The sequence below is a fragment of the Streptomyces sp. NPDC091271 genome (assembly GCF_044757505.1).
Lineage (GTDB): Bacteria > Actinomycetota > Actinomycetes > Streptomycetales > Streptomycetaceae > Streptomyces.
The window spans coordinates 184204-203957 of record NZ_JBIVVD010000004.1; the positions used below are offsets into that span (position 1 = coordinate 184204).

Sequence of the window (19754 nt, forward strand, 5' to 3'; positions counted from 1 at the left end):
TCGCCCCCGGCCATGTCAACGACGGCCTGATGGACGGCGACGTCATCGCGGTGGTCTCCGACTGCGCCTGGGAGGGGGCTGGTCGCGGCCACCGCGCGGGACCAGTTCGCCCGTTCGCCCCAGCGGCTCTCCCTGGTCGGCGGAGTCGGCGGCCTCGCGATGATCGGCCTCGGCGTCACCGTGGCCACCACCGGGCGCAAGGACTGACTCCCGCGGCGATGACATCGCTCGCGGGAGGCGGTCCGGACCGCAGGCCGGTTACTTCGCGTCGCGGTCGAACTGCGCCTTGGACCAGCGGTAACCGAGGACCGTGAGCGCCAGGCACCACCCGGCCGCGAGCCACCCGTTGTGGCCGATCTCGGTGCCGAGGAGGAGTCCTCGCAGGGTCTCGATGGCGGGGGTGAAGGGCTGGTACTCGGCGATGGGCCGGAACCAGCCCGGCATGGATTCGACCGGCACGAAGGTGCTGGAGATGAGCGGCAGGAAGACGAGAGGCATGGCGTTGTTGCCGGCCGCCTCGGCGTTCGGGCTGACCAGCCCCATGCCGACCGCGATCCAGGTGAGCGCCAGGGCGAACATCGCGAGCAGCCCGAACGCCGCCAGCCACTCCATGGCCGTGGCATCCGTGGACCGGAATCCGATGGCCACCCCGACGGCGCCGACGAAGACCACACTCATCACACACTGCAGCACGCTGCCGGCGACGTGCCCGATGAGCACCGACTGCCGGTGGATGGCCATGGTGCGGAAGCGGGCGATGATGCCCTCGGTCATGTCGGTGGAGACGGAGACGGCGGTGCCGACCGTGGTGGAGCCGACCGTCATCAAGAGGATGCCGGGGACGATGTAGGCGATGTAGTCGGAACGGTCGCCGCCGCCGATGCCCGCGCTCATGGCGTCTCCGAAGATGTAGACGAAGAGCAGGAGGAGCATGACCGGGGTGAGCAGGAGGTTGAGGGTGAGGGAGGGGTAGCGCCTCGCGTGCAGCAGGTTGCGGCGCAGCATGGTGGACGAGTCGCGCACGGTGAGGGAGAGGCTGCTCATCGGACGTTCTCCTTGGGCTGGTCGGGGATGGCGGTGCCGGCGGTGAGCGCGAAGAAGACGTCGTCGAGGTCGGGGGTGTGCACGGTGAGTTCGTCCGCCTCGATGCCGGCCGAGTCCAGCCGGTCGAGGACGGCGCGCAGTTCGCGCTGGGTGCCGTCGCTGGGGATCTGCAGGGCGAGTGCCTCGTCGTCCCTGGTGACCTCGCCCAGGCTGGAGGCGGCGGAACGGTACGCGGCGGGGTCGGTGAAGCGGAGCCGGATGTGTCCGCCGGGGATCATCCGCTTGAGCTCGTCGGCGCTGCCCTCGGCGGCGAGCCTGCCGTCGTGGAGCACGGCGATGCGGTCGGCGAGTTCGTCGGTCTCCTCCAGGTACTGGGTGGTGAGGAAGACGGTGACGCCGTCGGAGACGAGTTCGCGGATGATGCCCCACATGTTGTGGCGGCTGCGGGGGTCGAGACCGGTGGTCGGTTCGTCGAGGAAGATGATTCTCGGGCCCCCGACCAGGGTCATGGCGATGTCCAGGCGGCGCTTCATACCGCCCGAGTAGCTCTGGGCGGGCTTCTTCGCCGCCTCGACCAGGTCGAAGCGCTCCAGGAGTTCGGCGGTGACGCGCCTTCCCTCGCTGCGGGAGAGGTGGTGCAGGTCGGCCATGAGGAGCATGTTCTCCTCGCCGGTGATCAGACCGTCGACCGCCGAGAACTGCCCGGTGACACCGATCGCGGCCCGCACCGCCTGCGGGTCCGCGGCGAGGTCGTGGCCCGCGACCTGCGCCTGCCCGCCGTCTGCGGTGATGAGCGTGGAGAGGATCTTCACGGCGGTGGTCTTGCCCGCGCCGTTCGGGCCGAGCAGAGCGAAGACCGAGCCGGCCGGGATGTGCAGGTCGATGCCGTCGAGGACGGTCTTGTCCCCGTAGGACTTGCGCAGACCGACGGCGGAGATGGCGGCGGGCGGCCGCTGACCACCGGGCCGACCGATCGTGGGCATGACAGATGAAGGCATGGAGCCCTCCCCTTCGGGGGGTGAAGTGGCTGGGGTGTGGTGGGCGAGCCGGCGGGGCGGGTGTTCAGGCCTTGGCGCGGCGGATGTCGATGTTCCCGTGCCGGGTGCGGGCGCGGATCTTGACGGTGTCCTCGGTCTCCTCCGGCGCGTCGGACGCGGTGAGCGCGTTACGAACCTGGCCCGAGCCCGAGTTGACGTCGAGCCAGGCGGCCGTGCCCGCGCGGACCCCGATGTCGATGGCGCCGTAGTTCGTCTCCAGCTGGGCTGTGCCGCGCACCACCTCGCCCACGCGGAGGGTGCCGTGGGCGGTGGTGGCGGTGACCGAGTCCTCGGCGCGCCGGATCTCGATGTCGCCGTTGGCGCCGCTCACCCGGACTTCGCCGGTCACGGCGTCGACGGTCGTGGTGCCGTGCGAGTTCTTCAGGACGGCGGGGCCGTCGACGAGGCCGACGCGCAGGCTGCCCGAGCTGGTGGTGATCTCGGCCAGGCCCTCGACCCGGTCCACGCTGATCGAACCGTGGGAGGCCTTGAGCCACAGGGGGCCGGTCGTGTCGAGGCGGACGTCTCCGGACGAGGTCTTCACCCGGACCTCACCGAGCCGGCCCTCGCCCAGCACCTGGGCCCAGGCACCGGTCATGTCGATGCGCGAGCCCGTCGGCAGTTCGACGGTCACATCCACGGTGCCGGTGCGGCCGAGCAGATTGGTCTTGGGCGTCCTGACCGTCAGTGTGCCGCCGGCGTACGTGATCTCGGTCTGGTCCGCCGTCCGCACGTCCATGTCCTTCTTCGGGTCACGGGGCAGGATCGCGACCACAGTGTCGAGGCGGTCGCCCGCGGTGAACTGGATGGAACCCGCCTCCACGTGTGCGGAGACAGAGATCGATTCGGGGGTGTCGAAAGAAGGCATGGCTGTCCCGTCCTCTTGGGTCTTCAGGGCGTCCCCGCTGGTGGGACGTGGTGTGGGTGAAGCGGTGCGGTCAGGGGGCGCTCAGCGCACCCAGCCCGTGAAGCTCTGTCCGACGGTCCGGGTCTTCTCCGTCGTGCGCGGCTGGGCACCACCGTCGGCCGCAGCCGACACGGCGCGGACCACCCACGCGTTGACCGACAGGCCCTCGCGGGCGGCCGCCTCCTCCGCGCGGGTCTTGAGGTGGGCCGGGAGGCGCAGGTTGACGCGGGCGGTGCCGCCCTCGTCGCTGTCGGCCCCGGCCGGGGGCCCGGAGGTCTCGAACGGTGCGGCCGGCCCCGCGGAAGCGCCGCCGTCGCCGGGTGGCGTCGTCACCACGAAGTCGGGGTCGAGCCCGCGCAGCCGTACGTCGACCGAGCCGGGGGCGAGTTCGCGGGTGATCTCGTCCATCGCGGCGGAAAGCACGTTGAGCATGGTCAGCCGGATCGCCGACTCCAGGGGAGCGGTGAGCCTCTCTGCCAGCTCGCGGGCTTCGTCGCCGCCGGCTTCGGCGGCCACCGCCAGGTCGCGGCGGATGGTGTCGACGTACGGGGTGAGGTCCATGACGCCATGATGGCACCATGATGGCGCCAAGCGCAAGGGGGTGGCGGTGGCACCCGACCTGCTCGCCGCCCAAACTGTGCTGACCTGCGAGAATGCTCTGGCGTCCGTGGCGCCCGTGGGGGACGCTGTGGCGCCATGCTGTGTATGCATGACGGATGGCGTCAAGTGGCACCTGGTGGCACCACTCGGCGCCAGAGGGTGTCAGATCGATCGGGGCGCACGCGCCGCGATGGCCAGGACCGGGAGGCTTCGTCAACGGCGCGTCAAGGGTCGGGCGTGCGGAGTCAAGGGTCCGCTAACGGATACCGCCGACCCGCCGGGCGCGGGCATAGCGTCATCGAAAAGCCCCCGGCCCAGCGGTCCGGGGATGTGCCCGTCTCCATGAGGAGTGCCATGAACGACAGCCGAGGCGTCGAGGATCCCGACCCCCTTCAACCGTCCCGGACCGGGGTGTTGTTCGTCCCGGTCCGGCAGGGGCCCGCCGGCTGCTGCGCCCGCCTCTTCCGTACGCCCCTCGGTGTCCGTACCGCAGTCGCGTTCACCGACGAGCGACGGCTGACGCTCACCCTGGGGCGGCGGCAGACCTGGATCCGGCTCTCCGAGCCCGCTGTACGCGCTCTCGTCGCGCCTCTGGGAATCGTCGACCTCGTCGTCGACCCGCTGCTCGCAGCCCCAGGGCCCCGTGACGTGTCCACCGCCGGGTTGACCCGCCGTCCGGCCGGGGACCCGTGCCCGGCCGACCCGCTCCGCCCGGTCGCGGCGCGGCCACTGTCTCCTGCGTCCACCTCTTGACCCGCTGGGGGAACACCATGACCACCACACTGCCCGGACTGCCGTCCGCGGCCACACCGCAGGCCGCTCCCGCCCCGGCAGGCAACGCCGCGAGTCTGTCCGTCTGGCCCGCTTCGGCGCGACTCTCCGCCCGGGGCGATGTCGCGGTGGGCGGCGTCTCCCTCGTGGAGGCCGCCGAGCGGTTCGGCACTCCGGTCTATCTCCTGGACGAGGGGGAGGTACGGGACCGCTGCCGCGCCTACGTGCGTGCCTTCCCGGACACCGACGTCGTCTACGCGGCCAAGGCGTTCCTGTGCCGTGCCCTCCTGCACTGGGTACGGGAGGAGGGCCTCGGCCTGGACGTCTGCTCCGCGGGCGAGTTGGAGCTCGCCGTCACCAACGGCTTCCCTCCCGAGCGCATCGTGATGCACGGCAACGCCAAGAGCCCGGACGACCTGAGCACCGCACTGCGCCTGGGTGTCGGAAGGATCGTCATCGACAGCGCGTGGGAGATCGCCCGGCTGTCCGCGCTCGTTCCGGACGGCGCCCGCCAGAAGGTGCTGGTGCGCGTGGTCCCCGGTGTGAGCGCCGGCGGTCACGCGGCGATCCGTACCGGCACGGACGATCAGAAGTTCGGACTCTCCCTCACCGACGGGAGTGCCCAGCACGCCATCGCCCGCATACTCGGTCAGCCGCGTCTGGACCTGGTCGGACTTCACTGTCACATCGGTTCGCAGATCAGCACCGTCAAGCCCTACCTGACCGCGCTCCGGCGGATGGTCGGGCTGCTCGCCCAGATCAGCCACCAGCACGGAGTCGCCCTGCCAGAGCTGGACATGGGAGGCGGACACGGCGTCGCCTACCGGCCGGGGGAGACCTCCCTCGACATCGCGGCGCTCGGCGCGCGCATCCGCCGCGAGCTGGCGTCGAGCTGCGCGGCGGCCGGTATACCCGTGCCCCGGCTCACCATCGAGCCCGGCCGCGCGGTAACCGGCCCCGCAGGAGTCGCGCTCTACAGGGTCCTCACCGTGAAGAGGACGGGTGACAGCCTCTTCGTGGCCGTGGACGGCGGAATGAGCGACAACCCGCGGCCCGCCCTGTACGGATCCCGCTACGCACCCCGGCTCATCGGCCGCCGGTCCACCGCCGAGCCCTGTACGGCGACCGTCGTCGGACGGCACTGCGAGGCCGGCGATGTGCTCGCCGCCGACGCGGCCGTGCCCGGCGACATCCACCCGGGCGACCTCCTGGCCGTCCCGGTCGCCGGCGCCTACCACCTCTCCATGGCGTCCAGCTACAACGCGGTCGGGCGTCCCCCGGTGGTCGCCGTCCACGAAGGCCGCGCGCGCATCCTGGTACGCCGCGAATCCCTGGCCGACATCAACGGCCGCGACATCGGGCTGTGAACCATGGAAGATAGTGCTGGCCGACGCGTTGTGGTCGGCGTGAGCCACGCGCAGTCGAACCTCGCACCCCTGCGCCGTGCCGCGGCCGAAGCCCGCAGCGGCGGGTGCGAGTTGTGGGCCGTGCTGGCCTGGGAGCCGCCCGGCGGCGGACCCGGGCACGGCGGTCTCTCCGGTCCGCCGCAGTCGGCCGAATTCCGCAGATCGGCGGGGGAGCAGCTGCTCGACGCGCTTGACGCCGCGTTCGGCAGCGCCGGCCCCGATGTCCCGGTGCGGCCCTTGACCGTGCGTGGTCCAGCGGGGCGGGTGCTGGTGGAGGTCGCCGCCCGGGACGACGACCTCCTGGTTGTCGGGAGGGGACCGCGCCGATGGCACCGCGCACTGTGGCCGTCCGTCTCGCGTTACTGTCTGGCACACGCGTCGTGTGCGGTGCTGGCCGTTCCTCCTTCACCACTGGAGAGGGAGCTCGGCACCGTGCGGCGGAGCATCACCTGGCGGCTGCCGCTGGACGCCCGGGAGCTGACAGGCCCGGTTCCCCGGAGCACAGGCAGGGAGAACACGACTTGACCCGCCGCGCGGGAAGGCGGGCCTCAGCCGAGTGGCTCGAAGGGGCCCGGGGTTTCGCCCGTCCAGCGGTGCAGACGGATCTCGCCCTCCTGCTCGACGACGCCGTCCTTCTCCACGGCCCGGCCCTCCGCGACGTAATAGCGGCCGTCGCCCAGCGCGTCGAACCCGTAACTGCCGTGGAACTCCCAGCCGCGGATGCCGGTCGCCTCGTCGCGCAGGCCGGCCTCGCGGAGGGTGAGGAGGTCGCCGGTCTCCCGCGTGGGCTGTCCCACGATCTCTCCGCGCACGGGCTCGGCGGAGCCGTCGACCGTGAAGACCGAGTAGTTCGGGAAGCCCTCCTTCCTGCCCTTGTAGACCGCCATGATCCAGTTCCTGGTGTACGGGTCGTACTGCAGGTTCTGCACGCCGTAGGTGGTGTTGCCGGTGCGGACGAAGAACTTGCCGTCATGGTGCCGGGGGCCGCTGTGGTGCGGGGCGTCCTGGGAGAGCGGTCGTGCGTACCTGCCCCAGGTGCTGATGTCGTACTGCAGGATCACCTGGTGGTCGTTGTCGGTCCGGCCGGTGTGGGAGTAGACGCCGTACGCGACCTTCAGCGTCTGTCTGCCGCCCCGCTTGCCGAACTCGGGGCCGAACGACACCCCGTCGATCCCGCTGCACCCGTAGCGGTGGTCGAGGGTGTCGGCGGTGTCGCCGTCGAAGACGCCGTTGCCGTCCATGTCGGCCGTGAAGTCCTCGGCCACCTCGTCGAGATGGACCGCGGTCATGACGCCGTCCCGCTCCGCGTCCATCCCGACCCGGTCGATCTCCTGAGCGTCGAACACGGCGATGTAGAACGACTCCGCCGCCTTGTACTCGAGCGATCCGTAGACCCTGCCGTCCCGGTCGTCGACGTCGATGTCACCGAGGTGGCCGGTGAGGCCCTCGACGGTCCCGAGGACCTTGCCGGCGAGGTCGGTCTTGACCAGCCGCTGGGTGAACGACCAGTAGACGAAGCCGCGTCTGCGGTCCACGGTCACGCCCTGCAGATGGCTGGTCGGCCACGCGCCGCCGTAGACGTAGGAAGGCAGCCCGGGCGGCCGGCCGGCGTGGTCGCTCCCGGCGGCGATGCCGGGGGAGGGGGCGACGAGGAGGAGGGCCGGGACACCTATCCCGGCGACGAGTACGGTTCGGAACATCCGGAGCTTGCTGCGCACGCGGTTTCCTTTCCACGGGAACGTGGGACTTGCTCCAACTCCCTTCGTACGTCCGTCACGACCAGGTCCGCAGCACCTCCGGGTTCGCGCAGTGGGCCGGGGCGCGGCCGGCCAGGAAGCGGGCGACCTCACCGGCCACGAGGGCGGACGCGTTGTGGGCGGTCTGCTTGCTGGCGCCCGCCAGATGCGGGGTCATGACGACGTTGGGGGTACGCCGGAGCCGGGAGCCGGGCGGCAGCGGCTCCTCCGGGTAGACGTCGAAGGCCGCGCCGAAGAGGCGGCCCTCGTCCAGGGCGTCACAGACGGCGTCGTAGTCGAGCAGGGAGCCACGCGCACAGTTCACGAGGACGCCCCCGGGCGGCATGAGTCCGATCAGCTCACGGGAGAGCAGCCCCTCGGTCTTCGGGGTGGCCCGGGCGTGCACGGTGACGAAGGACGAGCGGCGCATCAGCTCGGGGAGGTCCACCCGTTCCGCCGGCCCCAGGACGGCGTCGTCGGCGTACGGATCGGCGACCAGGACACGCGCGCCGAAACCCTGGACGATCCGGGCCACCCGGGAGCCGATGGCGCCGTATCCCACGATGCCGACCGTGCTGCCCTCAAGTTCGGGGCCGACGCTGTCGTAGCGGTAGTAGTCGCCCCGCCAGACGCCCGCCGTGAGGTCCTGATGGGTGGCGGGTACGCGGCGGGTGGCAGCCAGCATCAGGGCGACCGTGTGCTCGGCGGTGGCGGTGGCGTTGCGGCCGGGGGCGAAGGTGACCGCGACACCGTGCCGGGTGGCCGCCGCGAGATTGGCGTTGACCGGGCCGCCCCGCCCGACGCAGAAGAGACGGAGCCCTGGGCTGGCATCGAGGACCCGCTCCGTCAGCGGCGCCATCTGGGTGACGCAGATGTCCACACCGTCCAGGGCCTCGATGAGCTGGTCCTCCGTGCCGGAGGCCTCGTGGACCTCGGCCACCGCTCCGAAGGGCTCGACGGGCCACGGCAGGGTGAGTTCACGGAAGGTGGCCTCGGGGGCGACCGGCCGGAGGTGGTCGGTGAAGAGGGTGTTACGGACGAAGTGGTCGCCGGCCGCGAGGATCGTGGTCACTCGGGTGCTCCTGGGGTCACGTGCTGGTTCAGGGCCAGCAGCGAGGGTGTGCCGTCTCGGAGGATCAGTTCGTTCAACGCGCAGTTGGCCAGGTAGGGGAAGACACGGCGGTACTCCCGGAGCGGGATACCGAGCAGTCGGCAGAGGGTGAGCCGGATGGCGGTCGAGTGGGCCACGACGAGGACGCGTCCCTCCTGGTGACCGGCCCGCAGACCGGCGAGGAAGCCGGCACAGCGTTCGCTGACGGCGACGGGGTCCTCCCCCTCCGGGAAGTGGCTCCCGACCGGGTCGGCCTCGAAGGCCTTGAGCGCGCCGGGCATGCGCTCCCGCATCTCGGCGCGGGTCATCCCCTCGGCGAGGCCGAAATCGAGTTCGCGCAGCCGTGGTTCGAGATTCAGCGGCAGAACGGCGCGGGCCGCGCTCCCCTCCGCGGTCTGCCGGCAGCGTCGCATCGGTGAGGACCACACCGCCGTGAGATCCGCCCGGCCTGCCCAGGAAGCGAGCCCGGCGGCCTGGGCGCGGCCGTGCTCGGAGAGATCGATGTCGGTGACCCCGGCGTAGCGGTTCTCGGCGTGCCAGACGCTCTCCCCGTGCCGTACGAGGAAGACATGGAGGCTCATGGTGCGGTCCCTTCTCGTGCGTGGGCCGCGACGGTCTCGGGCAGCCAGCCACGCTGGACCAGCAGATCGAGCAGCCGGGCGTAGCCCTCGTCATGTGCGGATCGGTCCGAGGGCCGTGGCTCCAGCACCCGGTCGGGCCGCACCATCGCGGCGGCGGCACGGTCCAGACCGCCCGGGTCCCCGCAGGAGGAAGCGGCGAGAACAGCCATGCCGAGGGCGGGCTGGGCATGGCGGGGCAGGGACACGGGCCGGCGCAACACATCGGCGCGGAGCTGGTTCCACACCGGGTTGCGGGTCGCGCCGCCGGTGAGGACGACGGCCCCGTCGGTGGGGGCGCCGAGCAGGTCCACATAGTCGAAGCAGAGGCGTTCGAGATACGCGACTCCCTGCATCAGCGCGGCGAAGTCCTCGGCACGGCCCGCCGGTTCCCGGCTGCGGAACGCCACGGCCTCCGGGGCCACGAAGGGGAAACGCTCCCCGGGTGAGACCAGCGGATAGCGCAGCAGCCCCGTGGGCAGCAGAGGCGCCGCCTCGTCGGTCAGCAGCTCCAGCCCGACGCCGGGGAACTCCCGGGCGACCAGGCCCGCACCGGTGCTGGAAGCACCGCCGGGCAGCCAGTGGCCGGAGGGCGAGCGGTGGGAGTAGACGACACCGTTCGGGTCGTGCAGCAGTTCCTCGGTGACACCCTTGAGCACGAGTGTGGTGCCCAGGACCGAGTTCCAGCTGCCGACCGCGGTCGCCCCGGAACCCAGTTGGGCCGCACAGCCGTCCGTCATCCCGGCGACCACGGGAATCCCCGGGACGAGCCCGCACTCCGCCGCGGCACCGGCGCAGACCTCGCCGATCAAGGTGCCGGGCAGCACCAGGCCGGGCAGGACACCGGTGGGGATCGCCAGCGCGGCGAAGACCTTCTCCGGCCATGACACCGCCGCGGCGTCGGCCCCGGACTTGAGCGCGTTGCTGGTGTCGGTGGGCACCTCGTGCCCGACGAGCCTGCGGTTGATGACGTCGTTCTGGTGCGCGAGGCGCCAGCCGTCCGCCACCGCGTGCGGATACCGGTCGAGCAGCCAGCGGAGCTTGGGAAGTCCCCAGGAACGCTGCATCCGCCGGTAGCCGGCCTTGGCCCACTGCTCTTCGCCGAGCGCGTTGACCTGCTCCGCCTCCACGGTCGCGCGGCCGTCGTCGTACATGAGGCCGGGGACGACACACCTGCCGTGCCGGTCGGTCAGAGTGACGGTTCCGGAGGTCGCGTCGACGGCCACGGCGCGGATGCGGCGCGGGTCGGCGCCCGTGGCGCAGGTCTGCCCCACGGCCGAGCAGACCGCACGCCACCACTGTTCCGGGTCCTGCTCATGGCGTTCGCCCCGCCGGTTACTGGTCAGCGGCGACGATCCCGACCCGAGCAGCCGGCCGTCCGAGGACACGGCGACCGCGCGGACCCCCTGTGTGCCCAGATCGATGCCAAGCCAGACGTCCTGGTCGGCGCCGCTCACGCGCCCGCTCCGCCGACGAGACCCGCGCCGTCGCGCCCGAGCGCCCAGATCGGCCGGTGCAGCTCCCGCAGCCGGACGAACTCCTCGTAACGAGCACCCACGGACCGGCCCTTGGCCGGGTCCGGCTCGTAGGTCGCGGAGATCCGTACGTGCCGTGCCGCCGCCGTCGCGAAGTCGGGCTCACGGCCGGTCGCGACCATGCCGGTCAGCCAGGCGCCGCGGGCCCCGGTCTCCGCGTCGGCGGGGATCGCCACCGGCAGGCCGACGACATCCGCGATCAGCCGCGTCCAGTACGCGCTCCGGGCACCGCCCCCACTCAGGGTCAACAGTTCCGGGGTGGCCACGGAGGCGGCCAGACAGTCCCGGATGGCCATGGTGGCGCCCTCCACCACCGCGCGGGCCACGTCCTCCCGGCCGCTGTCCAGGGACAGGCCGGACAGGGAACCGCGCGCCCCCGGGTCGAAGAACGGGGCGCGTTCACCGGCCGAGGAGACGTAGGGCAGGAACCGCACTCCGGCCGTGTCCTCGGCGCCGCGCTCCGCCAGAGCCATCAGGTCCGCGACGGAGCCGAGCCCGAGGAGCCGTGCGCCCCAGTGCAGCATGTCGCCGCCGCTCATGGTGGGGAAGGCACGCAGATAGTGCCCTGGGACGCCCAGGGCGACGGTGATGCCCACCGGCTCGTCGGTGAGCACACAGCCGGCCGAGTCGGTGACGATCTCGGTGGACAGCGTGGTGCCGAGCACGGTGCAGGCCCGGCCGGCGCTGACGGCGCCGGAGCCGATCGCGGTCGCGCAGATGTCGTAGGGGGCCAGCACCACCGGGATGCCCTCGGGCAGCCCCGTCCCGGCGGTGGCGGCGGTGCTGAGCGCGGCCACACGGTGGTCGTCGTCCCGCAGCTCGGGCAGCAGGTCACGGGCCCACTCCACGCCGTACAGCTCGAACAGCCGGTCGGACCACGTACGTCGCCCGATGTCCAGGAAGGGCGCCGACGCTTCGGACTCGTCCACGGCCGCTTCGCCGGTGAGCTTCAGGAAGAGCCAGCCACCGCAGGTCAGCAGGTGGCGGGAGCGTCGAGTCCGGTCCGGGTCGTGCTCCCGCATCCAGGCCAGCACGGCGTTGGGCATGCCGGTGGACAGCCGGGAGCCGCAGATCCTGAAGGCCTGCTCCAGGGTGCCGTCGCGCTCCCACCCGGTGACCAGGTCGGCGGCCCGGCCGTCGTTCCACAGCACGGCGGGCCCGGTGGGGCGGCCCCGGTCGTCGACGAGCCATGCTCCGTCACCCTGCCCGGTGACGGCCACCAGATCGGGCGGCTCGGGCAGCGCGGCCACGACTTCGCGGATCGCGGAGACGACCGCCTCCCAGACCTGGCCCATGTCCTGCTCCGCCAGACCCGGCCGGGGCCGCAGCACCCGCGTCGGCCGGTGGCTGGCCGTCAGTTCTGTTCCGTCCGGGCCGTATCCGACCACCTTGACCGTGGTGGTGCCCGCGTCGATGGCCAGCGACGTCATGCCTCAGCCCCTTCCGTGTGCCTGCCGCGAGCGGCGGGCGGCGGAGTCCAGGGCGACGGCGACCAGCAGCACGCAGCCCGTGATGATGAAGCGGTACGAGGAGTCGAGATTGAGCAGGGTGAGCCCGCTGGAGATCGACTGGATGACGAGCACGCCGAGGAGGGCGGCGAAGGCGGAACCACGGCCGCCGAAGAGGCTGGTCCCGCCGATCACCGCCGCGGCGATGGCGTTCAGGTTCACGTCCGCCGTGCCGGTGCTCTGGTTCGCCGCCGCGAGACGGGCGGCGGCCAGGACCCCGCCGGTCGCGGCGAGTGTGGAACACATGACGAACGCCGCGGTGTACACGCCGCGTACGTCGATTCCGGCCCTGCGGGCGGCCTCCGCATTGCCGCCCACCGCGTACAGCGACCGGCCGAACCCGGTCCGGGTGAGGACGTAGTGCAGGATCAGGACCAGGGCGACGAAGAGCACGAACATCCAGGGCACACCACGGGTGCGGTTCAGGTAGTACGCCGCGAACAGCAGCGCCGCCGCCAGGGCCAGGGACTGCACCGCCAGCCACCGCGGCGAGACGGACGACAGCCCGGCACGGCGGCGGCTGCGGGACCGGGCCAGGCCGACGGCGAGGAAACCGCCCGCGGTCAGGAGCATGAGGGCGTAGGCCAGGGCGTCGGGGACGAACCACACCTGGGCGAACTTCACCAGGGCGGAGTCGTACGGCAGATTGATGGCGTTCTGGCCGCGCAGGAGCCAGAGCTGGGTGCCGAGGAAGGCGAGCAGGCCGCCGAGGGTGACGACGAAGCTGGGCACTCCGAAGCGGTTCAGCACCTGCCCGTAGACCCAGCCGATCAGCGCGCCGACTCCGGCGGCGATCAGGACCGCCAGCCACACCGACTGCTCGTGACGGACCATCACCACGCCAGTGGTGGCGGCGGCGACCCCGCTCACCGATCCGACCGACAGGTCGATCTGGCCGACGAGCAGGACGCACACGATGCCGAGCGCGATCACCCCCAGGGACACCATGTCGAAGGACAGGTTCACCAGGTTGGTGCTGGACAGGAAGGTCCGGTTCAGCGACTGGAAGATCGTCCAGATCACCACGACACCGGCGACGACCGGCAGCATGCCCAGGTCGCCGGCCCGCGCCCGGCGGACCGTGCCCCGGACGCTGTCCCGGAAACCGTGCCGCGCCGCCGGAGGCTCGTCCTGCAGGTCGGTGGCCGCCGCCACGGGAGAACCGAGAGAGGTCACGACTGTCCCTCCTCTTCCCGAGAAGTGACCGCGCGGCGCGCGGCACGCTGCGAAACGGCGTTGTCGGAGGCCCCGGTGATCGCGGCGACGACCTCCTCGGAAGAGACCTCCCGGGCGTCGAACACACCGTTGTTGCGCCCGAGCCGGAGCACGGCCACCCGGTCGGCGACCGCCCGGACGTCCTCCATGTTGTGGCTGATCATGACGACGCCGAGCCCCTTGCCCCTCAGCCGCTCGATGAGGTTGAGCACCTCCGCGGTCTGGGCGACACCGAGGGCGGCCGTCGGTTCGTCGAGCAGGACGACCTCCGGCCGGCCGAGCAGGGCCCGGGCGATCGCCACCGTCTGCCGCTGACCGCCCGAGAGGGCGGCCACCGGGACGTCGAGCGTGGGAATCCTGGCCCTCAGCTCGCGCAGCAGTTCCCAGGACCGCTTCTCCATGGCGACGTCGTCCAGCATCCAGGGCCGTAGCTCCTGGCCCAGGAAGAGGTTCGCCTTGACGTCTAGGTTCTCGCACAGCGCCAGGTCCTGGTAGACCGTCGCGATGCCCAGCGCGTGCGCGTCGCCCGGGGAGTCGAACGAGACCTCCCTTCCGTGGAAGGAGACCGCCCCCGCGTCGGGCGCGTACACCCCGGAGAGGATCTTGACGAGGGTGGACTTGCCGGCGCCGTTGTCCCCGACCACGGCCACCACCTCACCGGCCGCGACATCGAGATCGATCCCGCTGAGCGCGGCGACGGCGCCGAACTGCTTGCTCACACCCCTCAGCGACAGTACGACCGTCCCGTCGGTTCCCGGGCCCGTCCCAGGCGAACCGGGGGCCGCCGGGATCGCGGAGCTCGTCATGGTTACCCTCTCTCGCTCCGGCACAGGCCGCCGCTACTCGATGCCCAGACGCCGGCAGTCGTCGGCGTACACGCGGGTGCAGACATCCGCGGGCTCGAGCACCCCGCCGGGACCGAAGATGACCTCTTTGACGTTCTCCCGCGTCACCACCGTCGGCTCGAAAAGCTGCGAAGGCGTGTCGAAGAGCGTCGAGTCCCCCTTGGGCGTCTTACCCTCCATCAGCTGATGGGCGGCCTCCGCCGCCGCCTCCGCGACCGTCTTGATGGGCTTGGAGATGGTGTTGTACTGGTCACCCGAGACGACGCGCTGGACCGCCGCCAGCTCGGCGTCGTTGCCGGTGACCGGAGGGACCTTCACCTCGGCACCCTTGAAGGCCGCGATCACCCCGCCCCCGGTGCCGTCGTTGGCGGCCACCACACCGGCGATCCGGCCGGGATACTGGGCGATCTGCCCGCTCGCCCACTGCTGCGCCTTCTCCGGCGACCAGTCCGGCGTGTCGTACTCGGCGAGCAGTTCGAACCCGCTGTCGTCGATCGCCTTGTGGATCCCCTTCTTGATCAGCCCGGCGGCGGCGTCGGTCGGAGACCCGTTGACCTGGAGCAGTCCGCCCTTCGCTCCCGTCTTCTCGAGGCGGCCGACCAGCGACCGGCCGATGGATTCGCCGATCGCCTCGTTGTCGAACGAGACATAGAAATCCGCGGCCTTCTTGGTCACCGGGCGGTCGTAGGCGATCACCTTGACGCCCTGGGAATGCGCCATCTGCACGATGGTGGAGGCGGAATCGGAGTCGACCGGGTCCAGCACGATGACCTTGGCGCCCTGGGCCATCGCCGAGTTGGCCTGCTGCTGCTGCAACGACGCGTCACTGTCGGCGTTCTGGTAGATGACCTTGCATTCCTGGCAGAGCGCCCCCATGCGCTTCTTGAAAAGGGGGGCGTCGTACTGCTCGTACCGGGTGGAGGCGAGGTCGGGCATCAGGAACGCGACCTTGCCCGTGCCGCTGCCGCCGCCGGAGCCGGTCGTGCCGCCGGGCTCCTCCGCGCACGATACGAGCGCGCCCATGGCGAGGATGCCGGTGAGAGCGAGACGTGCCGGTCTTCTCATGTTCCACTCCCTGCGCATCGACACTGAAGGCAACGCTCAGGAAACTCAGATGTTTCATTTGTGTCAACGGACCGCAGTAATTGAACAATTGCCGCGCTGTTTCCCCGGCATTCGATGTTCGCTCGGCGTTCGGGATCAAGGCGTGCGGGATGCGGACTCCGGCCGAGGTCCCTCGTTCCGCAACGGGGCGACGGCGGCGGCAGGGGATGTGCACTTCACAGAAAAGGAACAGGAGCGCCTGTGGGAGCAGAGGACCGGCAACCGGCCGACATGAGCGGCAGGAAACCCCGCGAGCGGAGGGAGCGGATCAAAGTCCGCGTCGTGGACAGGGGCTTCGTCCGGATCGAGCAACTGGCGGACGAGCTCGGCGTGACCGCCATGACCATCCGCAGGGACCTCGACTACCTGCAGGACCGGGGCTGGCTGAGAAAGGTCCGCGGGGGCGCGACGGCGCAGCCCTCGACCGCCTTCCACGGCGACGTGCGCCACCGTGCCCGCGCCATGACGGCGGCGAAGGAGGCCATCGCCCGAGCCGCCCTGCCGCTGGTCAAGCCCGGGCAGGCGGTCGTCATCGACGACAGTACGACGGCTCTGGCGCTCACCCGTCTCCTGGCCCGGCACGCCCCGTTGACCGTCATCACCAACTTCGGTCCCGTCACCCAGACGCTGGCCGGCAGCCCGGGCATCGAGCTCATCTCCCTGGGCGGCACCTACTACCCCGCCTACGACGCCTTCCTCGGCCTGCGCACGGTGGACGCCGTGACCAGTCTCAGCGCCGACACGCTCTTCGCCTCCACGACCGCCATCACCCGCGGCCACTGCTACCACCAGTCGCAGGAGACGGTGGCGGTGAAGCGAGCCCTGATGGATGCGTGCGCCCGCAAGATCCTTCTGGTCGACCACACGAAGTTCCGCCGGCGCGGGCTCTACCAACTGGCCCCCGTGACGGCGTTCGACCTCGTCATCGTCGACTCGGGCATCCCGGCCTTCGACCTCGACGCCCTCCAGGCGGACGGCGTCGAGGTACTCGTGGCCCGACCGGAACCACCGCGGGCGCAGCCGCCACCCGGCACCGGACCGCGGCGGTAGCGGAACGTGGTGTGTCCGTGTTCCTGTGTGCGTGGGGCGCCGGAGGGCTTTACCGGGGGAGTACGGAAAGGGTCCTGAGGCGTGCGTGCCCGCGGGTCCAGCCCGAGACGTCCAGCGCTACGTAGCGGGCGGTGGTGCCGGCGGAGAGGCCGGTCGTGGTGGTGCGGCCCCGAAGGCTCCCACCGGGCCGGTAGGTGACCCCGTCGTCGCTGAACTCGACGGTGGAGTCCGGGATCCTGCTCGTCGTCCACTCCGCGAGGACCCGTCCGACAGGCCGGACCGAACCGAGGTCCACGACCATCCGGGCCTGGCCGGATCCCGGGGTCCACGATGTCCGCCGGTCGCCGTCAACCGCGGCTGACGGGTCCGACATGCCGGCCGGGCGCGGTGCGTTCGGGAACGCGTCGCATCCCAACGCTGCGTCTCCGAGCGGATAAGGGACGACGCCGCGCTCCGTCACCGTCGCGGTCCGGCCGCGGCGCAGCCGGACCTTGGTGCGCCGGCCGTTGTCCGCCGTCACGAACAGGTCGCACGACGGCCCGGCGAGCCGCACGGTCGAGGCGTCGACCACCTCTGCCCGGACGCCGGGCGGCACCGTCCCTCCCGTCGCCGCCCGCAGGGTGAAACGGGCCGGGGCGACAGCCGCGGTCGCGCCGTCCAGTTCGGCCGCGAAATCGGTGCCGGAGGAGGTCACCGTCTGCGAACCGGCGTAGAGGACGAGGCCGGTGCCCTGCCGGGGCAAGGCCACCAAGGTCTTCACGGCGTCGGTGGAGAGGTTGAACAGACTCAGGTGCCCGCCCGCGGTGCTGGCGTGAACTGCGGAGTTCCCGGCCTGTGGTGCCTTCCGGGACGCCGCCGCCCTCAGTGCGGCGGGGTCTCCTGTGGGATGTCCCTCGATGGTGAGGGCCTCGGCGGGTCCGTCCGACAGCACCACCATGTCACCGTAGACGGCGAGGGGATTGGAGCTGTCACGCACCACCAGTCCTGCCCTTCCGTCCACGGAGAGCCAGCCGCCGCGGCTCGTGAGTTCGGCCTCGGGGAAGCGGGTCAGTTCGGTCCAGTGCTCCCCGTCGTCGGACCCCTGGATCAGGTACCGGGTCGCAGCCGCGGACTCCCACGCCAGGCTGACGTGGTCGAAGGCGACGGAGCTGCCGAGGTCGACCGTCAGCCAGCTGTCCTGGCGGGTGCGTTCGGCGACGGCGACGGCCCAGCGGGTGGTGTCGTCGCCGTCCAGCACACGCACCGCCTCGCGGCCCGGCGTCGCCGACGAAGCGGTGGCGGCAGCGCCGCGGGCGAGGTCGGCGCCGTCCGCGCCGTCCCGGACGGAGAAGGTGTAGAGGGAGTACCCGTACTGCGGGTGCCCTGAGACGCCCTGCATACGGACGAAACGGTGGGTGCCGCGGGGGAGGAGGAGGGTGTCGACCCGGGGCCCGGTCCCGCCCGAGGTGTTCCCGCTGTCCTTCGATTTCACCTGAACCGATCCCTCGGCCGAGGTGTACGTACGACTGCCGTCCAGACCCGCCAGCCCCGGCATCGTCAGATTGTGTATCCGCAGGTGCCCCTCTCCGGCGGCCGTGCCGCTCGTCGCGTAGACGACCGCACCCGACGGCAGGGTGGTGAAACCGGCGATCCCGGTGTCGAGTTCGAGTACGGAGGCAGTCGCGTCGATACCGTCCCGGACCTGCCGGTAGGTCGTGACCGAGCGGCGCAGCACCTTGCCGCCGGTCGAAGGCAGGAACATCGGGGTGTTGCCGCTCAGCGCGAACAGCCAGTCGTCATGGGCGGGCTGCCACGCGAACTTGACGAAGCCCGGCTTGCTCACCGCAGCCGCCCAGGCCGCCGGGGTCTGCTGGACCACCAGGCCAGGGCCCTCGGCGAAGTCCCGCACCCCGGAGGCCCGCGCGTAGAACTCCTCGTCGGACAGCGGTGCCACGGCGCCGCCGTGCGCAGCCCGCCACCGGTGCAGCAGATAGCTGATGGCGATCTCGGCCCTGGCCTCCGGTTCGTACTTCGCCTCGCCCGAGAACTTGGCGAGCCGGTACTCCGGGGCGTACGCCTGGTAGGGCGCCAGCCGCTTCGCCATCGCCGCCTCCGCCCAGGCGGCGGAGCGGTCCCCGGTCACCTGGGCGAGGAAGGCCAGCGGGATCACGTCGCGTCCGTAGAGGTGTTCGCGGTCCGCCACCATGGGCATCAGGGGTTCGCCCGCGTCGCTCATCACCATCAGAAGAGTGCGCCACAACGGCCCCGCGTTCGGCTGCGCGGTCAGGACCTGCGGCATGGGCCGGCCCGCGGCGATGAAGTGGGCGGCGTTGCGGCCGGAGGTACGCCACAACTCCTCCTGGTAGTGCGGGCCGAAGGAGTCGTGGTTCTCGACGATGAACGTGTCATAGAGGTTCGTCGCGGTGTTCGCCTGCACGGCGACTCCGTCGACCAGGGCGGGATTGGCCAGGTCCGCGGCGGGCAGGCCTGCTTCGTTCCGGGTCCACCGGCCGAAGGCCGCCGTCCACCCGTCGTGCCGGGGATCGTCGGTGGCCCAGGCGAGGCCCGGTGCCAGCGACTGGGCGTAGACGCCCATCTCCTCGAGCTTCGTGTCACCGACGAATCCACCCTCGAGCCCGTTCGGCGTCCAGCTCCCGGAGGCGGGATCGTTCCCGCTGCCGAGGGCGGTGGTGCATTGCGCCTGTTCGCGGGCGATCGTGTCGACATTCCGCCGCGTGGTGGCGTCCAGTTGATCCCAGAGCAGCCGCGCGGCGAGCACGAAGTACAACTGGAAGGTCGTGTCGAAGAACAACGTGCGGCCCCACTCCGTGCCTCCTGTGAGGCGATTGGAGGCGGCGAAGTGCTTGATGGTGGCCATCGTGCGGGAAAGCAGCTCGTCCTTGCCGATGCCGGCACGCCCGGGGTCGTAGGTCCCCTGGGTCAGGAGCACGGCGTTGCCGAGCACAACGGCGAAGCCGAAGTCCTTGGCGGTGTAATGGCCGAGGGCGGAGTCCCATTGCGTCTCCGCCCACCGCGTGTGCGTCAGCAGCACCTGGTAATAGGTTTCTGCGATGTCGTCCGTCTCCGAGGCGTCGTGGTGGCCTCCGATGACGGCAGTCGGATCCGCTGCCGCCGCACCTGGGAAGGCCAGCGAACCGGCGGCCAACAGACCTGTCAGTCCGGCGAGTTGGACGAACCTTCGTCTGTCGAGGGTGGTCGGGTCATCGGTCATGGGGCCCTCCGGAGCTATGACAACGTTGTCAGTACGACATCCTGGTCATCCTTTCCC

17 protein-coding genes and 1 pseudogene are annotated in these 19754 nt (G+C 71.2%); 5 read left to right on the forward strand and 13 right to left on the reverse strand.

Features of this window, described 5'->3' with window-relative positions:
• Nucleotides 1–75 precede the first annotated feature (75 nt).
• Nucleotides 76–207 (forward strand): annotated as a pseudogene (locus ACIQM3_RS17390) (lysine transporter LysE); the annotation flags it as partial.
• A 51-nt stretch (nt 208–258) separates the two neighbouring features.
• Here ACIQM3_RS17390 and ACIQM3_RS17395 read toward each other — a convergent pair.
• From ACIQM3_RS17395 to ACIQM3_RS17410, 4 genes are all read right to left on the reverse strand, one after another.
• Nucleotides 259–1044 (reverse strand): ABC transporter permease, encoded by a 786-nt coding sequence (locus ACIQM3_RS17395; RefSeq protein WP_401624715.1) that lies wholly within the window; start codon nt 1042–1044, stop codon nt 259–261.
• Nucleotides 1041–2042, reverse strand: coding sequence for an ATP-binding cassette domain-containing protein (locus ACIQM3_RS17400; RefSeq protein ID WP_401624717.1), 1002 nt, complete (start codon nt 2040–2042; stop codon nt 1041–1043). Before ACIQM3_RS17400 ends, ACIQM3_RS17395 begins: the two co-directional genes overlap by 4 nt.
• 64 nt (nt 2043–2106) lie before the next feature.
• Nucleotides 2107–2949 (reverse strand): DUF4097 family beta strand repeat-containing protein, encoded by an 843-nt coding sequence (locus ACIQM3_RS17405; RefSeq protein ID WP_401624719.1) that lies wholly within the window; start codon nt 2947–2949, stop codon nt 2107–2109.
• Nucleotides 2950–3030: 81 nt separating this feature from the next.
• Nucleotides 3031–3549 carry a YlcI/YnfO family protein gene (locus ACIQM3_RS17410; RefSeq protein ID WP_401624721.1) on the reverse strand — a complete coding sequence of 173 codons (519 nt, stop codon included), beginning with the start codon at nt 3547–3549 and terminating at the stop codon, nt 3031–3033.
• A 393-nt stretch (nt 3550–3942) separates the two neighbouring features.
• On the opposite strand from ACIQM3_RS17410, the gene ACIQM3_RS17415 reads away from it, so the two are divergent.
• The 3 genes from ACIQM3_RS17415 to ACIQM3_RS17425 are packed head-to-tail and all read left to right on the forward strand — an operon-like array spanning nt 3943 to nt 6290.
• Nucleotides 3943–4341, forward strand: a complete 399-nt coding sequence (locus tag ACIQM3_RS17415; RefSeq protein WP_401624723.1) for an SAV_915 family protein — start codon at nt 3943–3945, stop codon at nt 4339–4341.
• Nucleotides 4342–4358: 17 nt separating this feature from the next.
• A complete protein-coding gene (gene lysA / locus ACIQM3_RS17420; RefSeq protein ID WP_401624725.1) occupies nt 4359–5726 on the forward strand; it encodes a diaminopimelate decarboxylase in 1368 nt (455 codons plus the stop codon).
• Between the two features lie 3 nt (nt 5727–5729).
• Complete coding sequence (locus tag ACIQM3_RS17425; protein WP_401624726.1) at nt 5730–6290, forward strand: universal stress protein; 561 nt, start codon at nt 5730–5732, stop codon at nt 6288–6290.
• A gap of 23 nt (nt 6291–6313) precedes the next feature.
• On the opposite strand, the gene ACIQM3_RS17430 is transcribed toward ACIQM3_RS17425, so the two are convergent.
• The 8 genes from ACIQM3_RS17430 to ACIQM3_RS17465 are packed head-to-tail and all read right to left on the reverse strand — an operon-like array spanning nt 6314 to nt 15397.
• Nucleotides 6314–7483, reverse strand: coding sequence for a hypothetical protein (locus ACIQM3_RS17430; protein WP_401624728.1), 1170 nt, complete (start codon nt 7481–7483; stop codon nt 6314–6316).
• Nucleotides 7484–7538: 55 nt separating this feature from the next.
• A complete protein-coding gene (locus ACIQM3_RS17435) occupies nt 7539–8573 on the reverse strand; it encodes a 2-hydroxyacid dehydrogenase (RefSeq protein WP_401624730.1) in 1035 nt (344 codons plus the stop codon).
• Nucleotides 8570–9193 carry a histidine phosphatase family protein gene (locus tag ACIQM3_RS17440; RefSeq protein WP_401624732.1) on the reverse strand — a complete coding sequence of 208 codons (624 nt, stop codon included), beginning with the start codon at nt 9191–9193 and terminating at the stop codon, nt 8570–8572. Before ACIQM3_RS17440 ends, ACIQM3_RS17435 begins: the two co-directional genes overlap by 4 nt.
• A complete protein-coding gene (locus tag ACIQM3_RS17445; protein ID WP_401624733.1) occupies nt 9190–10686 on the reverse strand; it encodes an FGGY-family carbohydrate kinase in 1497 nt (498 codons plus the stop codon). The genes ACIQM3_RS17440 and ACIQM3_RS17445 overlap by 4 nt, the downstream gene beginning before the upstream one ends.
• Complete coding sequence (locus ACIQM3_RS17450; RefSeq protein ID WP_401624735.1) at nt 10683–12194, reverse strand: FGGY family carbohydrate kinase; 1512 nt, start codon at nt 12192–12194, stop codon at nt 10683–10685. The genes ACIQM3_RS17445 and ACIQM3_RS17450 overlap by 4 nt, the downstream gene beginning before the upstream one ends.
• Before the next feature lie 3 nt (nt 12195–12197).
• The gene (locus ACIQM3_RS17455) at nt 12198–13448 is read right to left on the reverse strand and encodes a sugar ABC transporter permease (RefSeq protein ID WP_401624737.1); all 1251 of its coding nucleotides are present in this window, start codon (nt 13446–13448) and stop codon (nt 12198–12200) included.
• The gene (locus ACIQM3_RS17460) at nt 13445–14293 is read right to left on the reverse strand and encodes an ATP-binding cassette domain-containing protein (RefSeq protein ID WP_401624739.1); all 849 of its coding nucleotides are present in this window, start codon (nt 14291–14293) and stop codon (nt 13445–13447) included. The genes ACIQM3_RS17455 and ACIQM3_RS17460 overlap by 4 nt, the downstream gene beginning before the upstream one ends.
• Before the next feature lie 33 nt (nt 14294–14326).
• Nucleotides 14327–15397 carry a sugar ABC transporter substrate-binding protein gene (locus ACIQM3_RS17465; protein WP_401624741.1) on the reverse strand — a complete coding sequence of 357 codons (1071 nt, stop codon included), beginning with the start codon at nt 15395–15397 and terminating at the stop codon, nt 14327–14329.
• Between the two features lie 270 nt (nt 15398–15667).
• Here ACIQM3_RS17465 and ACIQM3_RS17470 point away from each other — a divergent pair, with 270 nt between their 5' ends.
• Nucleotides 15668–16486, forward strand: a complete 819-nt coding sequence (locus tag ACIQM3_RS17470; protein WP_401626437.1) for a DeoR/GlpR family DNA-binding transcription regulator — start codon at nt 15668–15670, stop codon at nt 16484–16486.
• A 49-nt stretch (nt 16487–16535) separates the two neighbouring features.
• On the opposite strand, the gene ACIQM3_RS17475 is transcribed toward ACIQM3_RS17470, so the two are convergent.
• Nucleotides 16536–19697: a discoidin domain-containing protein gene (locus ACIQM3_RS17475; protein WP_401624743.1), complete on the reverse strand. Its 3162-nt coding sequence runs from the start codon at nt 19695–19697 to the stop codon at nt 16536–16538.
• Between the last annotated feature and the right edge of the window lie 57 nt (nt 19698–19754).